The organism is Brevundimonas sp. LPMIX5 (assembly GCF_003576505.1).
Taxonomy (GTDB): Bacteria; Pseudomonadota; Alphaproteobacteria; order Caulobacterales; family Caulobacteraceae; genus Brevundimonas; species Brevundimonas naejangsanensis.
On sequence record NZ_QWTZ01000018.1, the window covers coordinates 23,631 to 44,510 of the forward strand.

Genomic DNA, 20,880 nt, shown 5'->3' on the forward strand with positions numbered 1-20,880 from the left:
GGCTTTCGGCTTCATGTCCATCTCCACGCTTTCGTCGCGTCCCTTCACCCGAGGCTGGTTGGTGGTGGTGGTCGCCCTGTTCGGCATATCGACCGGTCCCGCCGCCTTCGGGTTGGCGTCCATGGGCTTGGTCAGCGGTCCGCTGGCCGAAGAATTCGGTTGGAGCCTCTCCCAGATCAGCGGCGCCGTGTCGTTGATGATGTTGTCGACGGCGGCCTGCATGCCTGTTGCCGGACGTCTCGTGGACCGCTGGGGACCGCGCAAGGTGCTTTTGCCGTCGTTGATCATCCTCGGGGTGGCGTTTCTGCTGGCGCCCTTCATCCGAAGCTATTGGCAGTTTCTCGCCCTTTATCTCCTCATGGGGACCCTGGCCGTCGGCACCAATAGCGTCGCCTATATGCGGATCCTCTCCTCCTGGTTCGATAAGCGCAGAGGTCTGGCGATCGGCATAGCGGGCAGTGGAACCGGGTTGGGGTTCGCCTATGTGCCGGCCTTATCGGCGGCGCTCGTGTCCGAGTTCGGGTGGCGCGGCAACTACATCGGCTTGGGGTGCATCCTTTTGTTCGTCACCCTGCCGCTTGTCTATGTGCTCCTCAAGGAGACGCCCGAAGAAGTCGGCCTGAAGGCCGACGGGGCCGAGGCGGATATGGATGCGCCGGCGCGGGTCGAAGGCATGAGCCTGAGGGAGGCGATGCGCACGCGCGATTTCTGGGTGCTCGGCAGCGTCTTCGTCGGCCTCGCCTTCGCGCTCTATGGTCTGATGCCGCACCTCGTGCCCTTGATGATGTCTCGAGGCTTGAACGAAACGGCCGCGGCGTCGATCGCATCCCTTTTTGGCTTGGCGGCCTTTGGCGGAAGGTTGCTCATTGGTTTCCTTCTCGACAAGTTCGACGCTCGAAAAATCGCTTTGCTCTTCTTCTCCCTTTCGGCGGTCGGGCTGTTCTCTCTTAACTTTCCGCTGCCTTATTGGGCTTTCATCGGCGCCGCTCTCCTGCTTGGAGGAAGCCTGGGGGCCGAGGTCGACATGCTGGCCTATTTGATCAGCCGATACTTCGGCCTGTCGGCCTTTTCGCAGATATTCTCCGTCATGTTCTCGGCCATTATGGTCGCCATGGGGCTGGCGCCGTTAGTCTTTGGATTGGTCTTCGATCAGACGGGATCCTACGCCGCCATTCTGGCGCTAGGGGGCCCGATCTGCGTCGCCGCTATCGGTTTGGTGCTTCTTCTGAGGCCCTATGGTGAACGACGTCGCGGTGCAGCGCTCTCGACGACGTGAAGATATGCGGGGGCATCCCCCTCCGATGGCTATGCAGCCTATATGATGATCATTAGGCCATGAAGCGGATCGCAGGTGTGAGGTATTGTCTAAATCCTGCTCCTACCCCAATACTACAGTATCATCGCCGTCCTGGTTCACCAGGGCGGCGATTTTGCCTTTGACCGTCAGCGCAAACTTCCCACGTTCCGGCAACGGGGTGACCACGACGGTTTCGATCAACCGGCGCACAAGGTCCCTGGCTTCAGCCGACGCCTCGCTGTCGCTACGATGTAGGGCGTCCTCCAGCGAGGCGACGACCTGTCGATACTGATCCGCCAGTCGCGGATGTAGGGCGATCACAGGCTTTTTGTCTGTCTGCGCGAGCTGTGTCTCAAGCGCCGCTCGCTCCTTCTCCAGGGCGGTCAGCCTTTCCGTAACGGCTGCGCCGCTTAGAACGCCGTCGGCCACCTGATCGATGAGCCGGTTGGCTCGTCGCTTAACTTCCGCCAGGCGGCTTTCCTGGTTTGAGCGCTCTTGGGTCGCTAGGCGCGCGTCGTGCTCCAAGACCTTGCGCGCTTCGTCCACGGCTAGGGCGACGCGCTCGGGCGACAGAAGTTGCGTCTTGATCGCTGCCAGCACCCTCTCTCGATCTCTGCGCCTTTTGCGCCGCGGCCATTGCTGCAGATCGACGCGCTGCGTTCCCTCCGCCAAGAGCAAACGAAGCGTTGGTCCGCCCCGCTGCGGATCATGGGCCCGCCGCAGACGCCGCAGGACATCTTGCCGCTCAGGAGGTGCCTGGGACGGACGGAAGCGAGGGAGGAGGGCTTGTAAGCCTCCTGTTGCGTCGGTTGCTCCGCTCAAACGCGGCCAGTTGGCGCCCAGTGGGCTGGTCAGACCGAGGGTGTCGGACGCTTTTCTTGAACTGCATCACAGCAACTCGTTGAGCGCGGGCGTCAGCTGCTCAATGCCATAGCGCTCGGAGGCTGAGGGGCAGACCGCCGTCTGACTTGTCGGTGTCGTAGGTCGGAAAATCAGCGTCGCGCCGCCACCCGGCCTCCCGGTCCCTGGGGACGTCCACTCGTCGCCAGGCATAGCAACTGGCGGCCCAGCCGAAGGCCGAATGTGTGTAGATCACATAGGTCCAATCATGGATCCCGATACGTTCCAATCACTGACGAAGTGAACCTGTCCAGTCACAAGCCGAGCGACCTCGGCGCGCTCGACGCGATACGGGTTCGGCAGTTCAGGAAAGAGGGAGCGAGGGCCGGTCATGTCAGCGCCTCACGTGCGCGGCTGATCTTGATCGATTGGCCGGCAGTGTCACCCGGTCAGCTTTTGGACGCCCGGATCGACAGGCTCCTGGCCGCGGTAGAACGAGAAGGAGAGGACCGGCTGGAAGCCAGTCTGCGGCTCTTCTATCTCCACGGGCACGGCTGCCTGACGCCTGATCAGGCCTCAAGATTTGGACTGGGCCTTTGGAGCAGGATGGACTCGGCCGAACCGGGGCTGCCTGTCGGTCATGGTCTCTATCTGGTGACCCTCGCGAACCTGCCGCACCCCCCAGCGATCGATGTTGAGGCTCGTCTTGAACTGAGGCTCTACGGGGCGGCCGAGCTTCCGGAGCCGCTTGCGTTGGACTGGCCGTGGCCATGGTGGACCGGTTTGGGTCCTCGGAAGCCGCCGATGCATGGATCGCTGAAGGCTCGGTGGATGCTCTGCCCGAAGTCCGCGCGGCTGCCGCGGGAGATCCTGATCCGGATGAGGATTGAGGGCGCCGGCAACGGGCATGTCCAGTTTCCGGCTGGCCAGAGATGTCCGCTCTTGGCGCGTCAGCGACGTCGTGGAAGGCCTGCCTGACTCAAAGCGGCGGTTCGGAATGTCGGGGTTGATCTGGGCATGAAAGCTCTGGCCAAGCCGCCGCTAGATCGATAGGCCGGATACGATAGCATTCGGGGGCATGATCATGCGTGGTGAGGTTCTGACATTCGATCAGGCAACCGGGATGGGGGCGATCCTGGGCGACGATACGGCGCGCTATCTGTTCAATGCTACGCAGGTGCGGACACCCTTGCCGCTAACGCGCGGGCAGAAGGTGGATTTCGTGCCCGGCGCGGATCTGCAGGCGACCGAAATCTTCGCACTTCAGGCGGTCGCTCCGCCAACCTGGGCCGGGCAGTCCGTTAGCCGGGGTGGCCAGTTCGACCTCGGTCGGGTGATCCAGCGCACCTTCACAACCATTCGCGAAAACGCAGCGATCTTTTTCGGCGCGGCGACGGTCATGGTCGGGGCGCCTAGCGCCGTCATGGGCCTGGGCCAGAGCACGGTCGTCACCGACGGCGGCGCTGCCGGCTTCCTGACGATGGCGGCGGGCTGGGTCTTCTATCTGGCGGGACTTTACATGGTTCAGGGCATGGTCGTGAAGGCGGCCATCAACGGGTTCAACGGCAAAACCACGTCCTTCAGTCAGGCGTTCGACGTCGGCGTGAAGATGTTTCTGCCGCTGCTGGGGCTGGCCATAATCGCCGGCCTGGGCACGGGATTGGCCTCTCTGGCCCTGATCGTGCCGGGCGTGATCGTCGCGGTGATGTGGTCGGTCGCCTCGCCCGCCGTGGTGGTTGAGCAGCGGAGCATATTCGAGAGCCTGCAACGCAGTCGCGACCTGACCCGCGGCTATCGCTGGAACGTGTTCGGCCTGATGGTCATCTATGTGATCCTGTCGTGGATCATCGGAGCCGCGGTCGGCGCGCTGGGGTTGGCGACCGGTGGCGGCTTCTTCGACGGAAGCCCGAACCTGTGGGTCAATGTGGCGTCCGACGTGGTGGTCAACATCCTGTCGGCAGTGGTCGCTTCGGCTGGGGTGGCGGCGCTCTATTACGAGCTGCGCACGGTCAAGGAAGGGGCGGGGCCGGAGGCCCTGGCCGCGATCTTCGACTGATGGGGCCGCCACGTCAGACGTCGTGCTTGTCGCGACGGCGCACGCCCATCAGCAGCTTCTGCTCCAGCCGCCCGCGCACGGCGGCGTAATAGGCGCTGAGGAAGGCGCGGTCCGTCTGGTGCGGATCACGCGACCATCCGATCTTGCCCATGATGCGGTCGGCGACGGCGCGCATGGTCTTGCGCTCGCCGGTGCGCAGGATGGATTCCAGAACGTGCAGCTCCTTGGCCCCATAGGCGTCCAGCTGCGCCAGGGTGAAGTCATATCTCGCCAGTTGTTCAGACCCGTCATCGGCCATGTCGCGGGTCAGCTTGCGGCGGGGCGTCCGCACCACCCAGGTGCCGCCGACCAGGTCGCCAAGGCGCAGTCGGTCGCGGTTGAACAGGGGAAAGAAGACGAAGATCGCCGCCCAGACGAAGGCCAGCAGATACATCCAGCTGTCGACCCCGCCCTGACCCGCCTGGGTCACCAGAAGCGATAGCGGCAGGAAGACCTCCAGCTCACGCATGGCGTTGCGCGCAAACACCGATTCCGCCCGGAGCCGTCCGCCGTCGCGCGAGGCGACGCGCAGGCCCATCGCCCGTTTGCCGGGCGTGGCGGCCGCCGCCGACAGCTCGAAGGCGGTGAAGTAGAAGTTCCTCAGCAGGAAGAAGACCACCAGCCACAGCACGGCGACCAGTTCCGCCCCCGCCTGTCCGGCCGCGCTGACGGCCCCGACGCCGGTGAAGATAAGAGCCAGGGTGAAGGCGATCAGCACGCCCATGATGATTGCGGCGTCCAGCAGAAAGGCCGCCGCCCTTTGCCCCGCGTCGCCGATGTTCAGCCGCAGGTCCACGCCTTCGGGCGTGACGAAGGGGCGCTCGGCCTTGTCGATCCTTGCGGCGTCAGCGGGCACGAGACGCCTCCCGTCTCGGACCATAGAAGTAGAGCCCCCAGATCAGAGCTGTGATGCCGGCCACGGCGTATCGCAGGCCGGTGTCGGCGATCAGCTGCCGTCCGAAGCCCTCCAGCAAACCGGCGAGCAGCAGCATGACGATGACCCCGCCCATGACCACGCCGGCAGTTCGTCCGGCTTGAACGGCGGCGTCCAGTCGGTGCGCCCGGCCGGGGAAAGCGACGGCCCAGCCGATCTTCAGACCCGCGGCGCCGGCCAGGATGACGGCGAACAGCTCGGTCACGCCGTGGATCAGCAGCCAGCCGCCCAGCTCGACCCCCAGGCCGCGGCTGGCGAACAGGGCAAAGAAGGCGCCCAGCGTCGCGCCGTTGTAGAGGATCAGCAGTCCGGTCGGCAGACACAGGGCGAAGCCCAGCGCAAAGGCGACCAGGGCGACCTTGGCGTTGTGGGTGAACAGGAAGGCCGCGAACACCGACAGGCCGTCGGCGTTTCCTGTCCCGTCCAGAGTGGCGCGCAGGGTGGCGGTCGAGGCGCCGGGATCGCGTCCGCCCGCCAGATCGCCCGGCACAAAGGCGTAGAACCACTCGGGATCGTGCATGACCAGCCAGCCGCCGACGACGGCGCCCAGCAGCATCAGGGCGGCGGACACCAGGGTCTCGCGCCACAGGCCCTTTACCGAGGCGGGCCAGTCATGGCGGAAGAAGGCGGTCAGCCGGTCTCGCAGCGTCGCCCGCGAGCCGTAGACGAAGAAGTAGGCTCGCGCCGACAGCGTCTCCAGATAGTCGATCAGCCCCTGATCCAACGAGGTCTCGCGCGCCACGGACAGGGCCGACAGGGTCGAACGGTACAGCACCGGCACGGCCAGGATCTCTTCATCGGTCAGTTTGGACGCCGAACCCTTTTCCGCCTTCTCCATCAACCGCTCCAGGCGGCGCCAGTCCTCTTCGCGCGCCTGGCGGAAGCGTTGGCTTTTCAGCAGGGGAGCGTCAGTCACAGCAGATCCCTCCGCTTCAGGTCCAGATAGGCGTTGACCGCCTCGGGCCCGACCTGATCGGCGGGGGCGTCGACGATGTGGGCGCCCATGCGGCGCAGACGGCTGATGACTGTCTCGCGTTCGCGCAGCAGGCTGGCGGCCACGACGGCGCGCGACACGTCCTCGGCCGTTTCCGGCGCGGCGGCGGCAAGACCCTCCAACTCCTCGTCGCGCAGAACGACGAACAGCACCAGGTGGCGTTTCAACAACCGGCCCAGAGACTCGATCATCAGCTCGGCGGCGGTGGAATCGGTGAAGTCGGTGAAGACCACGATCAGGGATCGGCGCTGAAGCTGTCCCGACAGGGTGGCCAGGGCCAGGGTGTAGTTGGTCTCGTGCGTCGAATAGTCGACCCGGCCGACGACGGTCTGCAGGGTGCGGAAGGCGTTCATGCCGCCGACGGCGCCGGTCGACAGGCGGGGCCGGGAATCGAAGGCGAACAGGCCCGCCCGGTCGCCCGAGCGCAGGCAGGCGTAGGACAGCAGCAGGGCCGCATGGATGAAGCGGTCCACGCGCGGCATGCCTCCGACTGGCTCGCAGGCGGCGCGTCCGCAGTCGAGAGCCATGATGACGTTATGGTTGCGCTCGGTGCGGAACTCCTTGGCCAGCAGGGCGGCGTGGCGGGCCGACTGCTTCCAGTCGATGGCGCGCCGATCCATCCCGGGCTGATAGTCGCGCAGGGCCTGGAACTCGGCGCCTTCGCCGATGTCCAGCTGGGCCTTGCTTCCGAACAGGGCGTCGCGGGCGAACAGACGCACCGCCTGATCGCGCACCCACTGCAGGTCGGTCAGCACCGGCGCCGACAGATCCAGGCGGAACCTCTTCTGCTTCCAGGCCAGACCCATCGGTCCGCGCCAGCGCACCCAAAGCTCATGCAGGGCCGCGTCGCCGCGTCGCTCGGGCGTGAAGGGGAAGGCGAAGGCGGCGACGTGGTCGTGCACCTCGGCCCGACGCGGCGTGCCGTCCACGCCCAGCTTGGCCTCGCCCGACAGGGCGGCTTCGACCTGACGCGGCGCTCGGCCTTGCGCCGCGAAGCGCGCCGTCAGCCCGACCAGGCCCGGTCGCCCGACGGCGGCGCGCACCGGCTCGGGCGCGTCCAGCGTCAGGCCGGAGCGAGAGCCGGTCAGCAGGGCGTCCAGCGCGAACAGCGCCGCCACGCCCGCGATCCAGACCGGACCGGCCAGCCAGCCGACAGGCGTCAGCACGCCCGCCAGCAGGGCGACAGGCGCTCCCGCCGCCAGGACCGTCACCGCGCGTCGGCTGGGATAGATCACCGGGGCGCCGCCACCTGATCCACCAGGCCCGTCAGCACCTGCTCCACGCGGCGGCCCTCGATTTCGGCCGCGGGCGACAGCACCAGGCGGTGGCGCAGGGCCGGGATCGCCAACGCCTTCACATCATCGGGGATGACGTAGTCGCGCCCGTCCAGGGCGGCGCGGGCGCGGGCGGCGACGGCCAGCATGGCCCCCGCGCGCGGCGAGGCGCCCGTCTCTACATCGGCGGAGTCGCGGGTGGCCCTCACCAGGTCGGCGATGTAGCCGACGACCTCGTCCGTCAGCCGCACCTGGGCCACAGCGTCCACAGCGGCGGCGATGGCGGCGGCCTCGGCCACGGTCTCGACGCCCAGGGCGACCGGGTCCATCTGGCCGGTGCGCGACCCGTGGGCGGCGATGATGGCGCGTTCCTGCTCCAGGTCGGGGTAGTCGAGGACGTGCTTGAACAGGAAGCGGTCCAGCTGCGCCTCGGGCAGGGGATAGGTGCCCTGTTGCTCGATCGGGTTCTGGGTGGCGACGACGGTGAAACGCGGGCTCAGCGCATGGGCCTGGCCGTCGATGGTGATGTTGCGCTCCTGCATGGCTTCCAGCAGGGCGGCCTGGGTCTTGGGCGGGGTCCGGTTGATCTCATCGGCCAGCAGCAGCTCGCAGAAGATCGGCCCGCGCGTCAGGGTGAAGCTGGACGTCTGGAAGTTGAACAGGTTCGACCCCAGGATGTCGCCCGGCATCAGATCCGGCGTGAACTGGATGCGGCCGTAGTCCAGCCCGACCGAGCGGGCGAAGCTGTGGGCCAACAGGGTCTTGGCCGTGCCGGGCGGGCCTTCCAGCAGGACGTGGCCGCCCGCGAACAGGGCGGTCAGCAACAGGTCGACGGCGCCGTCCTGGCCCACCACGGCCTTGGCGATCTCGGCGCGGATGCGCTCGGCGATCGTCTTCACCTCATTGACGTGCACGGGTCAGCTCCTGGTTCCAGCGATAGAGGGCGGCGGCGACCCGCATCAGGTCGCCGGGGGTTTTGGCGGCCCTGGCCTGATCGGCCAGGACGGAATAGGTCGCGTGCGCGCCGGTGGTCCGGCTGACGCGGTCGAGGAAGGCGTCGAGTTCGTCCTCGCTCAGGCGGCGCGGGGCGCCGATGGCGAGGGCCACGGCGGCGCGGGTCAGCAGGGCGTAGGGCGCAGCCATGTGATGTTCGCGCCGAGCCAGCCGCACCAGCCCCGCCGTATTGTCGGCCAGCCCGCGCTTGCCCAGGGCGATGACACGGCCGCTCTCGCGCGCGGGACCGAAACGCACGACGGCCTGATAGCCGGCGAAGACCGCCAGCGCCGCCAGCACCAGCGTCATGCCCAGCAGCGGTGGCTCCAGCATCAGCCGCAACAGGCTGCGCGTGCGCTGCATTCCGTGCAGCGTCAGGTCGAAGATGACCGGCGCGTCCTTCGCTCGCACGACGTCCAGCAGGGCGACGGCCGTGCGCGCGCCATTCAGCGTCTTCAGCCCGTGGGTGCTGAGCAGGTCGGCGTCGGCCAGCACATAGACTCGCGTGGTCGCGTGCATGGCCAGAACCGGGCTGCCCTGATCGTCCGTCACGACAGGAACCCAGTCGGAGCCGGACAGGGTCTTCAGCGCATCGACATCCACCGGCGCGCCGAAGGGCGTGCCGTCAGGGCGCTTCAAGGCCACGGTTGCGCGGCCTTCGCGCGATTGCAGGCGGGCGCCCTGCCGCAGGTGCTCGCTCAGCGGCGCCAATGAGACCCGGGCGGGCAGCAGGCCCATTGTGCGAACCCAGCCAGGGTGCTCGGGGTCGGGCGCCGCGCTCCACTTGGGCAGGACGATCAGGGTCGCTCCGGCATGGTTGATGTCGTCGATCTGCTCGGACTGGGTGCTCGACGTCGGCGTTAGGACCAGCAGGCTTTCGTCGGAGGACGGCGTCAAGCGGCCTCGGCTCATCGTCACTGGCACGCCGAGGTTTCGCAGCAGGACCGGCGCCCCGCCAAATCCGGTCGAGCTACGCGACAGGGCGTGGCCGCCGCCGTCGTCGCCGGACTTCAGTTCGGGTGCATAGGCCGACAGCAGGCCCAGCCCGGCCAGCGCCACGACGCTGACCAGCAGCAGACTGATGAGGACGACGGGTGAAAAGGCGTTCCCGGCCGCCTTGGCGGAACGGCTCATGCGCGCCAGCCCTCGGGCAGGGCGAAGGCCTCATAGGCCTGGCGACAGTCGGCGAAATCCTGAGCGCCCACGGCGGCGCCGCCGAACAGGCTGCGTTCGACCACCCGGCCGATCCGTTCAAAGGCGGGGCGCGCCGCCTCGGGCAAGGCTTTCAGGCGGGCGATTTCGCGCGCCGTCAGCGACGCCCGCAGGGCGCGCGGCTGGTGCTTCTCGATGTCCTGTACGCTCTGCAGCAACAACAGGTGGGCGGCGTCGGCGTATTGTCCGCGTGCAGCCAGTGCGTCCGCCTCGACCAGCAGATCGCGGGCCGCCTGAACGTCCGGCCGCCAGTCGGCTTCGACCGGCGTCGCAGGCTTATCAGGCTTGGCGTCCGGCTTCTGCAGTCGCAGAATCTCGCGCACGATGGCGTAGAGGATCAGTCCCGCCAGCAGGGCCAGCCCGATCCAGAACACCCATTTCAGCACCGGCGCGAGGAACTGCAACGCTTCGCCGATCCAGCGCAGCCAACCGGGTGTCTGCGGCGGGTCGAAATGAGCGCGGTCGAACTGAAATGACGGATCATTCAGCAGAATAGCGTGGGCCTCAGCGGCTTTTTCGTAGGAAGCCGAAGCCTCGCCCTGCATTCCAGCGCCCCTTCGCTGCGTTATTCCAAGCCATAGAGAGGGGACTGCTCAAGTCAATCGCGAGAAACGTTTTGGCTGTCCGTTTATCTCTTTGGCAATCAGGTGCGCTGCTGGCTGATGGCAGGCTTGGTTGTATGAGTTTCGTCATAGCGGCGTCTATTCTGACGGACGGCTGCAGCCGGCGTCGGCCATGCGCCAGACTGCCGCTGAGCATGAGGCTCCGGTCGTGCAGATGCCCAAATCGCGACAAAGGTGCCGTCCTGTCGTCGGCCAATCTGGGGCGTTTGCTACCGCCCTCCCGTTCAGGGCTGTGGCCCGAAAAAAAGCCAGCGGGGTATGAAGGTGTGGTGGTGGGGTAGCGGTCGCGGCTTATTAAATGTCAGCTATTGGGACACCGACCAACGTCCACTCATGGCGCTCAGCGGCAGTGTCGAATAGCCGAACCCCGCGGGCGATAATCTATCGGTGGGTCGGGCCGCGCCGGACTGAGATACGGCGAAGGGGTCTTTACAAAACTGGTGCGATGATGTGGGCGATCTGTCGCAAATCCCGGGCAAGTTAGCTGTGGGAATGAAATTGCGGCAAGGCTATGGGAACCCGAGGCGGGGCAAGCGGCGGGCGTGACGGCCGCTCATTGAACTATCTGCTGGCTCGTTACGGGGTGGAGATCCGCACCGCACTGGTCCGGCGCTATGCTTCTCAGCAGGATGGAGTGGACGACGCCCTTCAGCAGGCTTTCCTGCGGTTCAGCACGCTGGAAAACCGGGAGGGTGTGGCGGATCCCAGGGCCTTTCTGTTCGTCATGGCGCGCAACGCCTTGAAGGACGCCATCCGCCGCGCCGACAGCCAGAAAAGGCGCTGGAAGGCGATGGCCGATACTGCGCTGCCGCCACATGAACTCAGCCCCGAGGAGGTCCTGTTGAGGCGCGAGGAACAGGAGGCGCTGGATCGCGGCATCCAGGCACTGGATTCCGATGCCCGGGACCTTTTGCGGATGAGCCGGATCGAGGGGCTGACCTATGCGGAGATCTCGCGGTTGACGGGACGTTCGCCGGCGGACATCAGTCGCACGATCGCGCGGACCCTGATCGAATTGCGCTGCGCTGTTCGGACACGAGGGACGGAGGCGGCATGACGGTGCGACATGATGCGCCGCCCATCGAACAGGCTCTGGAATGGTTGGCGCGGCGTTGCGGCGGCCCCGTCAGCGCGACGGATCGGCGGGCGTTTGAGGCGTGGTGGGCGGCTTCGCCGGATCATGCTGCGGCCTATGCCGAAGCCGAGGCCCTGTGGGCGCGGCTCGATTGGTCAGAAGCGTTGAACCAGCAGAGTTTGGGCGACGCGCAAACCGTCTCGGTCGTCCCAGCGCGCGTGCCGTCGCGTCTCTGGACGGTGCCGTCGCGCCGGGGGCTGATGGCCATGGCGGCGGGGGTAGGGGCGTTGGCGATGACGCCTCTGGCGCTGCAACTGGCCAGTGGCGAGCGACGCCGGTTTGCGACCGAGGTGGGTGAAATCCGTCATCTGTCGCTGGAGGACGGCTCGCGCGTGTCGCTGGGCGGGCGCTCGGTTCTGGCGACCCGTGTCGACGAGGGGGTAAGGCATATGCGGCTGGATGCGGGCGAAGCCTTCTTTGATGTCGCGCGCGACGAGACACGGGTCTTCACTGTCGTTGGAGCAGGGCTGAAGGCCGAGGCGCTGGGCACGGCGTTCGAGGTCCGTCTGGGCGAACTGGGACCGGAGGTTTTCGTCGAAGAGGGACGGGTGCGGGTGACCGCCATAGCCGCTGGCGAGCAGACCGTCATCGGGGCGGGAGAGCGCGCGGCCCTGCGCGGCGGGGTGCTGAAACGGGCGGCGATCAATCCGGCAGGCGTCGCGCCGTGGCGGCGTCAGCGCTTCAGCTTCATTGATCAGCCGCTGTCGGAAGTGGTGGCTGAGGTGAACCGCTATTATCGGCCCGGCGTGACGATCGTCTCGCCTCAGTTGGGTGTGCGCAAGGTGACGGCGGCCTTCACTATTGAGCAGATTCCGCAAGCGCTGGAGAGCCTGGCGCAGGAACTGAACGGCCATCTGGTGCGACGCCGCAACGCCGACGGCGAAATCCAAATGATGCTGAAAAGCTGAGTTATCTTGAAGCTTTAATGAAATCGGGGTGCGGGCTGGAAGGGCGAGCGTCGGCTTGCGTCTAGGCGGTGTTGAAGCTGTTGGGGGCCATGTCGGCTGCAGGCTTCACGCAACGTCTAGGGGATAGAGTTTGACCGTTCATCGTTCCAGGCTGAAGGCCGTCGCCACGTCTTCCGCCGCCGTTTTCGTGCTTGCCGCCGCCGCCATGCCCGCCATGGCTCAGGCCCCATCCCGCCCGGCCGCCGCCGCCCAGGTTTACACTATCCGCATCGAGGCCCAGTCTCTGGACCGGGCGGTGGTCGCACTGGCTGAACAGACGGGGACGGTGATCGTCGCAGCGGGCGTGACGCTGGATAATCGTCGTTCGAGCGTGCTGACCGGCTCGATGACGGCGGCTGAGGCGCTGGCGCGCCTGCTGGAAGGCGCCAATCTGACGTTCCGGCGCGACCCGAACGGCGCCTTCGTCATTGTTTCCGCCGCCGAGGCGCGGGCCGAGGCCACCCAGATCGGGGACGTGGTCGTGACCGCTCGCTTTGATCCGCTAAGCCGCCTTCAGAAGGGCGCGACCGACAGCTTCACCGGCCTGGACCGTTCGCTGCTGGAAACGCCGCGTTCGGCCTCGCGCGTCAGCTCGGACACCATCGCCCGCTATGGGATGGAGAACGTTGACGATCTGGTCGCCGCTGTGCCGGGCGCCTATACGGCCAGCTTTTTCGGCGTTCCGGGCAATCTGAACGTGCGCGGCACCCTGGCCGACACCTATTTTCAGGGCTTCAAGCGGATTGAGAACCGGGGCAGCTTTTCGTCCAACCTGGGCGCCGCCGCCTACGTCGAGGTGCTGCGCGGACCGTCCTCGCCCATCTATGGTCCCGGCAAGGTCGGCGGCCTGCTGAACTTCGTGCCCAAGTCGGCGCGTGGCGTCGATGCGCGCTATGCCGATGAGATGAGCGGCGGCGTCAATGTCACCGTCGGTTCTTATGGACGGCGCAATGCGGCGGCGGACATCGTCGTGCCGGTGGGCGAGGGCGGCTTCGCCTTCTATGTCGAGCGCGAGGATTCCGACTCCTATTACCGCAACGTCCATCCTGAACACCTGAACCTTCAGGCCACCTATGTCGGCGATTTCGGCAACGGCTGGTCGGGCGAAGTCAATCTGATGCACTTCAAGGAGTCGGGTCGCATCCAGTCGCCGGGCTGGAACCGGGTCACGCAGAACCTGATCGACAACGGCGTCTACATCACCGGCCGCGATATCGATCTGGTCGATCTGGATGGCTCAGGCATGATCGAATACGGCGAGATCGACGCCGCCTTCGGCGCCTGGGGCGGCACGTCCAACATTCGCCAGATCCTGGAATACGGTGGCAAGAACAATCCGAAGTTCGCCCTTGATGAAGGCGTCGGCACGACCAGGCTGAGCCGCCGCAACGTCATGGCGGACGACGCCGACTATAACGACAGCCGCACCTTCACCGCCTATGCGGGCCTGCAGAAGGAGATGGCGAACGGTTCGGTACTGGCCTTCAAGGCGTTCGTGGACGACATCGAGAACCAGCGCTTCAACAGCTTCGGTTTCGCCGCCGACTATGACGCCCGCGCCATCGAAGGCCGCGTGACCTACAGCTTCCCGTCGCGTTTCGGCCAGCACGTCAGCGCCGACACTGTCGTCGGCGCCGGTTATCGCGACCATACGGCCAAACAGTATGAAAGCTTCCTGTCCGGCTATATCGCCCTGAACCGCCGCGACCTGTCGCACGGTTCGACGGCGGGCGATCGCATCGCCGCGCCCCTGATGAAGAACGGCGAGCAGATGTGGGACTCGCGGCACGAGATGGAGTGGAACAGCCGCTCGCTCTTCGCCATGAGCGACATCACCATTTTCGACCGTTTCAGCATCCTGGCCGGGCTGCGCTGGGACGATTACGACGTGAAGGCGATCAACAAGGGCGAGACGGTCTTCGGCCTGAAGGACACGTGGGTCGAGAACAGCAAGGACGCCGTCACCTGGTCGCTGTCGGCCCGTTATGAGACGCCGTGGGGCCTGACCCCCTACATCACCTTCGCCGAGCCGCGCTCGCTGGAGTCGACCCAGACCGGCGGCGTGTCGGTCGGGACGGCGTCGAGCAATCTGTTCATCTCGCCGTCGGAGCTGAAGGAAGTCGGGGTCAAGTTCTCGCTGTTCGACGGCGCCCTGTTCGGCGGTGCGGCCTATTATGAGCAGTTCCGCCGCCAGACGGACATTATGGGCAATGTCAGCGGCACCACCTCGGACGGTTTCGAACTGGAGGCCCACTGGCTGGCCACCGACAAACTCAGCTTCACCACGGCCCTGACGCTGCAGGAAACGCGGGTGGATGCGCCGGGCAAGGGCAAGGGCGAGTATCTGGAGTTGCGGCCCGAACAACTGGGCTTTGACCCGGTCCTGGCCTATGGCGGCACCTTTGCGGTGAACAATGCGGGCAGCTTCGCGGAACTGGCCGACGGCTATGTCGTGCGCACCATGCCCGACACGGTGTTCAGCCTGTTCGGCGCCTATACGACCGACCCCTTCAACCTGATGGGCGTCGAGGCCAGCGCGGGCTTCACCGCCGGGGCCACCTATGTCTCGGAAACGGGCGGCATTCTGGAAAGCAGCCTGCGTCTGCCTGGCTATACGCTGGCCAAGGCGGCGGCCTATGTGAAGGTGCGCAACGTCACCGTCTCGGCCAACATCGATAACCTGTTCGACGAGGAATATTTCACTCCTTCGGCCGAGGTCTACAAGGAAGTCGCCGTCATGCCCGGCCTGCCGCGCATGTTCCGGGTGAACCTGGCCTATCGCTTCTAAGGTCCGATGATCTGTCCGGCGGCCGGAACGACCGGCCGCCGGAATGCTGTATTCCGCGCCGCCCGCACGGCGCATCTCGAACGAAAAGAGTATGTTCGATGACGCAGACCCTTCGTCTGTCGCGCCGCGGCGCCCTGGCCCTGATGAGTGGAGGCGCGGCGCTGGCTGGCCCCGCAGCCGCACGTGCGGCGCTTGATCCGGCGGTCTTCACCCATGGTGTCGCCGCCGGTGACCCGACGCAGGGCGGCTTTGTCATCTGGACCCGCGCGACGGGGCAGAGCGGCGCAGCCAAGCTGCGTTGGGAGGTCGCCGAGGACGAAGGTTTCACCCGCATCATCCAGTCCGGAACGGTTCAGGCTACGGTCGCGCGCGACCACACGGCCAAGGTCGATGTGACGGGTCTGCGCGCCGGGCGTGAATACGTGTATCGCTTCCACAGCGCCGACGCTGTCTCGCCCGTCGGGCGCGCTCGCACCTTGCCGGGCGGGGAGGCGGAGCGGGCGCGGCTGGCGGTGGTGTCCTGCTCTCACTACGGCTTCGGCTATTTCAACGCCTATCGCGCCATCGCCGAGCTGGAAGAGCCGGTGGACGCGGTGGTCCACCTGGGCGACTACATCTATGAATACGGCGTCGACGGCTATGGCGGGCCGGAGAGCCGCGCTCTGGGCCGTGAACATGATCCGGCGCATGAGATCGTCACCTTGGACGACTATCGCCGCCGCTTCGCCCAGTATCGCACCGACCCAGACTTGCAGGCCGCCCACGCCCGCGCCGCCTTCATCACCGTCTGGGACGACCATGAAACGGCGAACAACAGCTGGATGGGCGGAGCATCGGCTCATGATGAAGATACGGAAGGGTCCTGGGACCAGCGTCGCGACGCCGCGATCCAGGCCTATTTCGAATGGCTGCCCATGCGTGATCCGGCGCCGGGCCGTCCGGCCCATGTGCTGAACCGCGTCTATGACTTCGGCGACCTGCTGTCCCTGATCGCGGTCGAGACGCGCCTGACCGGCCGCACCCAGGCGCCCAGCGCCACGCGCGATATGATCTTCGATGCCGAGGGCCGCCCCGATGCCGCCCGTTTCGAGGCCGAGGTGCTGAACCGCCCCGAACGCTCCATGATGGGCGCGGCGCAGGAGCTATGGCTGGAGGACGCCCTGACCGCCTCGGTCCAACGCGGAACGACGTGGCAGATGCTGGCCAACCAGGTGATCGTGGCCCGGATGCGGGCGCCGGACTTCATGTCGGTCATGCCCGAGGATCTGCTGCAGGAGGCGATGTCGCGGCCCGGTTCGCGCCGCTGGCTGGAAAGCACGCGTCTGGGTCTGCCAATCAATCTCGATGCCTGGGACGGCTATCCGGCGGCGCGCCTGCGCCTGTATGACGCCGCCCGTCGCAGCCGGTCCAATCTGGCTGTCCTCAGCGGCGACACCCACATGTTCTGGGGCAACCGCCTGCATGATCCGCGTGACGAAAGCTTCGTCGGCGTGGAGTTCGGTACCGGCAGCGTCACCTCGCCCGGCGGCTATGAAACCATCAGCCCGGACGCCCGCATTTATGAGATCGCGGAAAAGGCTTTGGTCGCAAAGAATCCCGACGTCCGCTTCGCCCACGTTCGCGATCATGGCTTCCTGATCGTCGGGATCACCCGCGAGGCTCTGACCTGCGACTACCACCTCGTGGCGGACATCAAGGCGCGCAATAGCCGGGTACGCCGTTTCGCTCGCATCACGACCGACCGCGCGGGCGGTTTTCAGGTGACGGAGGATTGAGATGCGCATGCGGATTTTGAGTGTCGCCGCGCTCGGTCTGATGCTGTCGGCCTGCGCCTCCGGTCATGAGCCGTCGCTGTGGCAAGGTTACGCCGATCATCCCGCGGGATATCTGGCGACGAACAGCGACTTTGAGGCGCTCGCCTTTCTGCCGCCGCCGCCGGAAGACGGTTCCTTGAGGGAGCAGAATGATCTGGCGGTCTATCACGCGACGCGAGCGATGAAGGGGCGGGCGCGATGGAACCAGGCGGCGGCCGACGCGGAGATCGTCACGCCATCGGCGCCCGAAGTTTTCAGCGAGGCGCTCGGGGTTCCTTTTGATCCCAGCCGGACGCCGACGCTGGCGCTGCTGCTGGGCCGGATGCACGCCGACCTTGAGGTGATCCAGGCCTCGGCCAAGGCGCGCTATGCCCGGCCGCGTCCCTTCGTGTCCGAACCAGCGGACATCTGCGTCGAGGCGGCTCCGTGGTTGGCCGAGAGCGGTTCCTACCCCTCAGGTCATGCGGCGATGGGCTGGGCGTGGGCGTTGATCCTGGAGGAACTCGCGCCGGACCGTGCTGAAGCGATCCTGACGCGTGGCCTGTCGTACGGCGACAGTCGCACGATCTGCGGCGTCCACTAAGGCACGCGATGACCACCGGCATGTCCCGGCTGTCATAGCGTCCGTCGGCAAGACCAGCCTCAACGTCGGCCTCCATAGCGGACGCCGGGAAAGACCGCCATGACTGTTGACGCATTCGACAGCTGAACAGTCCGTTCGACCTTCTTACCGCAGACACGCGAAACTCGGTCGGCGGCGCGAACCGGCTTCCGCCGTTCTCGGACGTTTTTTCCCTAGAAGGAGACCATGATGGAAACCTCCTTAGGGAGGTGCACACATTACGCACAGCTGCGATCGCATGCGCGTCTTCAGGTCAAGTTGGAGGACAGTGGTTTCACGATGACCGAGTACGTGCGAAGGTTGATCGAGGCGAATCTAGAGGGGCATCAGGATGACATGCTGCGCCTGATGGTTCATCGGATGACCTTGATGTCGATCCAGGTTGGCGCGATGGCCAAGGAAAAGTTCGACGATGACGAATACCATCGCTTGCGAAAGATGGCAGTAACCATGGGTCGCGCCGCGTTTGGTCCTCTCCCAGTTCGTCCCTACGATTTCGAAGAAATTCTGGAAGAAGAGGAACGGATTCCTCGGCCTTCATGCAGTGCTCGACCCACTAAATGATGTCTGGTAGCAGAACGTCAGTTCTACAGCGTTACTGACTTACTTCGCCGAGCAAGCGCATCGATGACTGACCTGCTGTTGCTTTTGCGGCTGGGCCTTCAACGATCACGCAGAGCGGAGTCGTCCGGCCGCGACCGATAGCGCAGGGATCTTAAGATTGACGCGCGTGATCCAACTAGCTTTGCCGAATGTTGAGCCCAACCGCGCGAATGCCTTCGCCGCCGAATATCCGGCTCGAGCCGAGACGGGCGATCGTCTCGATATGGTACCCGGTTACGCGGCACCCGACAGCCGACCAGCAGTATCGGTATAAGGCACAGGCGCTCGTCAAAGTCTGACGTGCGCAGGGCTGGGCAGCGTTTGAGGACTGTACGGTTGTTATCGATGCCCGGTCAGCGCGGCTGGTAAGTGGGAAGGATCAAAGAATCGGTGGATATTGGTGCGTAAAGGCTGCCATCTTGATCTTCTCGGCAAGTTTTCCGCGGGAGATTTGGTTGGTGCTCTCCTTGGGTTTCGTCACTCGCTCGCCTCGCCAGACCACGAAGCTTCTTGCGTGAGGATTTTCTTGGCCCTGTCCGGTCCACTTGGCGGTGTCGGTTTCTACCCCAGCTTGGGTAGCCATCCATGAGTATCCCCTAGCTGGTCTAGCAGCAGGGGCTGGCCTTCCGCCTCGGGTAGCTAAACAACGCATCATACTTGCATTGGCGACGGCCTAATCGTCGTGCTGGCAACCTCCAATCGTTGACATTGGCGTGAATAAAGCGAGCCGAGCTTGACTTCACCCCTCATTGGAGCAGCCTCGATCTTCGGATTGGGGGGGGGAAATGACGCGTTGGTTAGCCTTAGCTGGCGCCGCCGGCCTGATGGTGGTGGCGACGGGGGCTGCAGGGCAGCAGACTCAGACTTATACCTACGACGTCCACGGCCGACTGGAGGCGTCCATCCAGGCACCCGCGAGTGGCGGCTCAAGAACGCTTTATAGTCTCGATAAAGCGGACAATCGAGACAGTCGCATAGCCGGTGTCTATGGCGCCCGGGCGGCGAATGATCGGCTGGGAAGCGCGGAATGGATGCTGCCCTCACAGCGGATCACGTCGCCCGACAATCGCTTCTATCTGATCCTGCAACCGGGAGACGGCAATCTGGTCCTCTATGGCCCGGGCGGCGCGCTATGGGCGAGTAATACGGCGAAGGGGCGCTCGACTGCGCTGGCGATGCAGGCAGACGGCAATCTGGTGCTGCGCGGCTCGACCAATGAAGCGCTGTGGTCGACGGGGACGAACGGAAACACTGGCGCTGTTCTGATTATCCAGAACGACGGAAATCTGGTGGTCAAGTCTGGCGCTACCGTATTGTGGGCGTCGGGGACCGGCGGACACTGAGACTTCGGGGGAGGCATCCATGAAAACCACGCTCAAACTCGCCCTGCTGGCCAGCAGCGCCTTGTTCGCTATGCCAGCGCTGGCGCAAACTCACCCAATCCCCCCAGAACATTATGTGCTCGATGAGAGAGGTATGGACCTCGTGAGCGGCAAGTGGATGCCAGTCTCAGGAGCTGTATCCATCGGCCCTCCCGGTGAGGGCTTGAGTTACAGACAAACTCTGCTCGACAATGGCATTTGGTGGGATCACGCCGCTGGCGGCATTGTCTCCTGCGGTATCGGCGTAAACTGTGTAATCACTGTCGATGGAGTTACAGAGTCATTTATACCAACTGGCGTTATGACATTCGCGTCAAAGGAGAACACCGGATCGACACTGATCTATCATCAATTCAATCAACAGTTTGTCTACACGCGAAGCGACGGTACAGCCTACGCGATGGAGCGCAAGAACGTCGCGCCTTTCGTAGATGGCGTCGTAACTCGTCGCATCTCTCCAAACGGAGTAGTGACCACCTACAATTATGCCTCCGTTAGCGGGTGTACTTATCTCGACCCTCCAGAAGACGATTTAGATCTACCAGGCGGGGGCGGTCCCCCCATATGCGTTCCGTGGACGAATAGTCGCCTTCAATCATATCATACCAATACCGGCTATATGATCCATTATGAGTATGCTTCGAACATTTATTCGGATTTAGATCATAGTTGGTTCATACTCAAAAAAGCTACTGCTCTTAACTTGGCTGTGGACGCCTGCGCGCCGCTTGCGAGTACATGCGCGTTTACGCAAAACTGGCCAAGCGTATCCTTGTCTATCGCTGAACCATACCCTGGCACTCAGGAGCGAACCTACACCGACCAAACGGGCAAAACGATCCGATATCAGAGCCAAAATGCCGCCTCGACCAAGATATTTGTGGGCACGGACCCTAACCCTGTCATCATCTATGAACGGCCGTATCCCTACGACCATTATGCCGTCACCAATGCAACCGGACGGTGGGAATATCGGCTCTCGGACGCCGGCTCAATCAGAACGATGGAGGTCACTGGACCACTAGGCCAGAAGCGCACGCTTGTCACAGACCTGACAGTCGGACGCCCGCATTCCTATACCGAGGTCACATCGACCTCGCCCCCCGCCAGCCGCACCTGGAACTGGACCTATAATGCGGGCCGCGTCGCCACCGCGACGAGCCCGGAAGGCGAAACAGTCAACTACACCTATGACGCCCGCGGCAACGTTACCCAGATGCGGCAGGTCGCCAAACCAGGCTCGGGCTTAACGGACATCACCACCTCGGCGGTCTACCCGGCGACGTGCGCTAACGTCATCATCTGCAACCAGCCGACCTCGACGACA

The 20,880-nt window shown here is 64.9% G+C and carries 19 protein-coding genes; 10 read left to right on the forward strand and 9 right to left on the reverse strand.

Annotation, left to right across the window (positions count from 1 at the left end):
- Positions 1 to 13 precede the first annotated feature (13 nt).
- Entirely contained in the window at positions 14 to 1,276 is a 1,263-nt protein-coding gene (locus D1604_RS14600; protein ID WP_119413903.1) for an MFS transporter, read from the forward strand.
- Positions 1,277 to 1,378: 102 nt separating this feature from the next.
- On the opposite strand, the gene D1604_RS14605 is transcribed toward D1604_RS14600, so the two are convergent.
- On the reverse strand, positions 1,379 to 1,897 hold the full coding sequence (locus tag D1604_RS14605; protein WP_158584949.1) for a hypothetical protein: 519 nt from the start codon (positions 1,895 to 1,897) through the stop codon (positions 1,379 to 1,381).
- The gene (locus tag D1604_RS16100; protein ID WP_373561217.1) at positions 1,846 to 2,046 is read right to left on the reverse strand and encodes a recombinase zinc beta ribbon domain-containing protein; all 201 of its coding nucleotides are present in this window, start codon (positions 2,044 to 2,046) and stop codon (positions 1,846 to 1,848) included. Before D1604_RS16100 ends, D1604_RS14605 begins: the two co-directional genes overlap by 52 nt.
- A 1,175-nt stretch (positions 2,047 to 3,221) precedes the next feature.
- Here D1604_RS16100 and D1604_RS14620 point away from each other — a divergent pair.
- Positions 3,222 to 4,193: a hypothetical protein gene (locus tag D1604_RS14620; protein ID WP_147399932.1), complete on the forward strand. Its 972-nt coding sequence runs from the start codon at positions 3,222 to 3,224 to the stop codon at positions 4,191 to 4,193.
- A 13-nt stretch (positions 4,194 to 4,206) separates the two neighbouring features.
- Here D1604_RS14620 and D1604_RS14625 read toward each other — a convergent pair whose 3' ends face one another.
- The 6 genes from D1604_RS14625 to D1604_RS14650 are packed head-to-tail and all read right to left on the reverse strand — an operon-like array spanning position 4,207 to position 10,184.
- A complete protein-coding gene (locus D1604_RS14625) occupies positions 4,207 to 5,088 on the reverse strand; it encodes an RDD family protein (protein WP_233552123.1) in 882 nt (293 codons plus the stop codon).
- Positions 5,078 to 6,082: a stage II sporulation protein M gene (locus tag D1604_RS14630; RefSeq protein ID WP_233552125.1), complete on the reverse strand. Its 1,005-nt coding sequence runs from the start codon at positions 6,080 to 6,082 to the stop codon at positions 5,078 to 5,080. Before D1604_RS14630 ends, D1604_RS14625 begins: the two co-directional genes overlap by 11 nt.
- The gene (locus D1604_RS14635; protein ID WP_119413892.1) at positions 6,079 to 7,395 is read right to left on the reverse strand and encodes a DUF58 domain-containing protein; all 1,317 of its coding nucleotides are present in this window, start codon (positions 7,393 to 7,395) and stop codon (positions 6,079 to 6,081) included. The genes D1604_RS14630 and D1604_RS14635 overlap by 4 nt, the downstream gene beginning before the upstream one ends.
- Positions 7,392 to 8,348: an AAA family ATPase gene (locus tag D1604_RS14640; protein ID WP_119413893.1), complete on the reverse strand. Its 957-nt coding sequence runs from the start codon at positions 8,346 to 8,348 to the stop codon at positions 7,392 to 7,394. Before D1604_RS14640 ends, D1604_RS14635 begins: the two co-directional genes overlap by 4 nt.
- Positions 8,335 to 9,561: a DUF4350 domain-containing protein gene (locus tag D1604_RS14645; RefSeq protein WP_233552127.1), complete on the reverse strand. Its 1,227-nt coding sequence runs from the start codon at positions 9,559 to 9,561 to the stop codon at positions 8,335 to 8,337. The genes D1604_RS14640 and D1604_RS14645 overlap by 14 nt, the downstream gene beginning before the upstream one ends.
- Positions 9,558 to 10,184, reverse strand: coding sequence for a DUF4129 domain-containing protein (locus D1604_RS14650; RefSeq protein ID WP_119413895.1), 627 nt, complete (start codon positions 10,182 to 10,184; stop codon positions 9,558 to 9,560). The genes D1604_RS14645 and D1604_RS14650 overlap by 4 nt, the downstream gene beginning before the upstream one ends.
- Positions 10,185 to 10,818: 634 nt before the next feature.
- Here D1604_RS14650 and D1604_RS14655 point away from each other — a divergent pair.
- The 6 genes from D1604_RS14655 (at position 10,819) to D1604_RS14680 (ending at position 18,132) form a co-directional block, all read left to right on the forward strand.
- Entirely contained in the window at positions 10,819 to 11,319 is a 501-nt protein-coding gene (locus D1604_RS14655) for an RNA polymerase sigma factor (protein ID WP_158584950.1), read from the forward strand.
- The gene (locus D1604_RS14660) at positions 11,316 to 12,305 is read left to right on the forward strand and encodes a FecR family protein (RefSeq protein WP_119413897.1); all 990 of its coding nucleotides are present in this window, start codon (positions 11,316 to 11,318) and stop codon (positions 12,303 to 12,305) included. The genes D1604_RS14655 and D1604_RS14660 overlap by 4 nt, the downstream gene beginning before the upstream one ends.
- A 130-nt stretch (positions 12,306 to 12,435) precedes the next feature.
- A complete protein-coding gene (locus D1604_RS14665; RefSeq protein ID WP_119413898.1) occupies positions 12,436 to 15,132 on the forward strand; it encodes a TonB-dependent siderophore receptor in 2,697 nt (898 codons plus the stop codon).
- Between the two features lie 98 nt (positions 15,133 to 15,230).
- Complete coding sequence (locus tag D1604_RS14670; protein WP_119413899.1) at positions 15,231 to 16,907, forward strand: alkaline phosphatase D family protein; 1,677 nt, start codon at positions 15,231 to 15,233, stop codon at positions 16,905 to 16,907.
- A gap of 7 nt (positions 16,908 to 16,914) precedes the next feature.
- Positions 16,915 to 17,529 (forward strand): acid phosphatase, encoded by a 615-nt coding sequence (locus D1604_RS14675; RefSeq protein WP_119413905.1) that lies wholly within the window; start codon positions 16,915 to 16,917, stop codon positions 17,527 to 17,529.
- A 318-nt stretch (positions 17,530 to 17,847) separates the two neighbouring features.
- A complete protein-coding gene (locus D1604_RS14680) occupies positions 17,848 to 18,132 on the forward strand; it encodes a hypothetical protein (protein ID WP_147399933.1) in 285 nt (94 codons plus the stop codon).
- A 418-nt stretch (positions 18,133 to 18,550) separates the two neighbouring features.
- Here the strand turns inward: D1604_RS14680 and D1604_RS15695 are convergent, their stop codons facing one another.
- On the reverse strand, positions 18,551 to 18,754 hold the full coding sequence (locus tag D1604_RS15695; protein ID WP_147399934.1) for a hypothetical protein: 204 nt from the start codon (positions 18,752 to 18,754) through the stop codon (positions 18,551 to 18,553).
- 202 nt (positions 18,755 to 18,956) lie between these two features.
- On the opposite strand from D1604_RS15695, the gene D1604_RS14685 reads away from it, so the two are divergent.
- Positions 18,957 to 19,514: a hypothetical protein gene (locus tag D1604_RS14685; protein ID WP_119413901.1), complete on the forward strand. Its 558-nt coding sequence runs from the start codon at positions 18,957 to 18,959 to the stop codon at positions 19,512 to 19,514.
- A 19-nt stretch (positions 19,515 to 19,533) separates the two neighbouring features.
- A partial coding sequence (locus D1604_RS15700) for an RHS repeat domain-containing protein (protein ID WP_147399935.1) occupies positions 19,534 to 20,880 on the forward strand: 1,347 nt, incomplete at its 3' end.

Coding starts and splice junctions, on each gene's coding strand:
- D1604_RS14685 (WP_119413901.1), top strand. CDS start 18,957: ATGACGCGTTGGTTAGCCTTAGCTGGCGCCGCCGGCCTGATGGTGGTG.
- D1604_RS14650 (WP_119413895.1), bottom strand. CDS start 10,184: ATGCAGGGCGAGGCTTCGGCTTCCTACGAAAAAGCCGCTGAGGCCCAC.
- D1604_RS14670 (WP_119413899.1), top strand. CDS start 15,231: ATGACGCAGACCCTTCGTCTGTCGCGCCGCGGCGCCCTGGCCCTGATG.
- D1604_RS14645 (WP_233552127.1), bottom strand. CDS start 9,561: ATGAGCCGTTCCGCCAAGGCGGCCGGGAACGCCTTTTCACCCGTCGTC.
- D1604_RS14680 (WP_147399933.1), top strand. CDS start 17,848: ATGACCGAGTACGTGCGAAGGTTGATCGAGGCGAATCTAGAGGGGCAT.
- D1604_RS14620 (WP_147399932.1), top strand. CDS start 3,222: ATGCGTGGTGAGGTTCTGACATTCGATCAGGCAACCGGGATGGGGGCG.
- D1604_RS14600 (WP_119413903.1), top strand. CDS start 14: ATGTCCATCTCCACGCTTTCGTCGCGTCCCTTCACCCGAGGCTGGTTG.
- D1604_RS15695 (WP_147399934.1), bottom strand. CDS start 18,754: ATGGCTACCCAAGCTGGGGTAGAAACCGACACCGCCAAGTGGACCGGA.
- D1604_RS14660 (WP_119413897.1), top strand. CDS start 11,316: ATGACGGTGCGACATGATGCGCCGCCCATCGAACAGGCTCTGGAATGG.
- D1604_RS14675 (WP_119413905.1), top strand. CDS start 16,915: ATGCGGATTTTGAGTGTCGCCGCGCTCGGTCTGATGCTGTCGGCCTGC.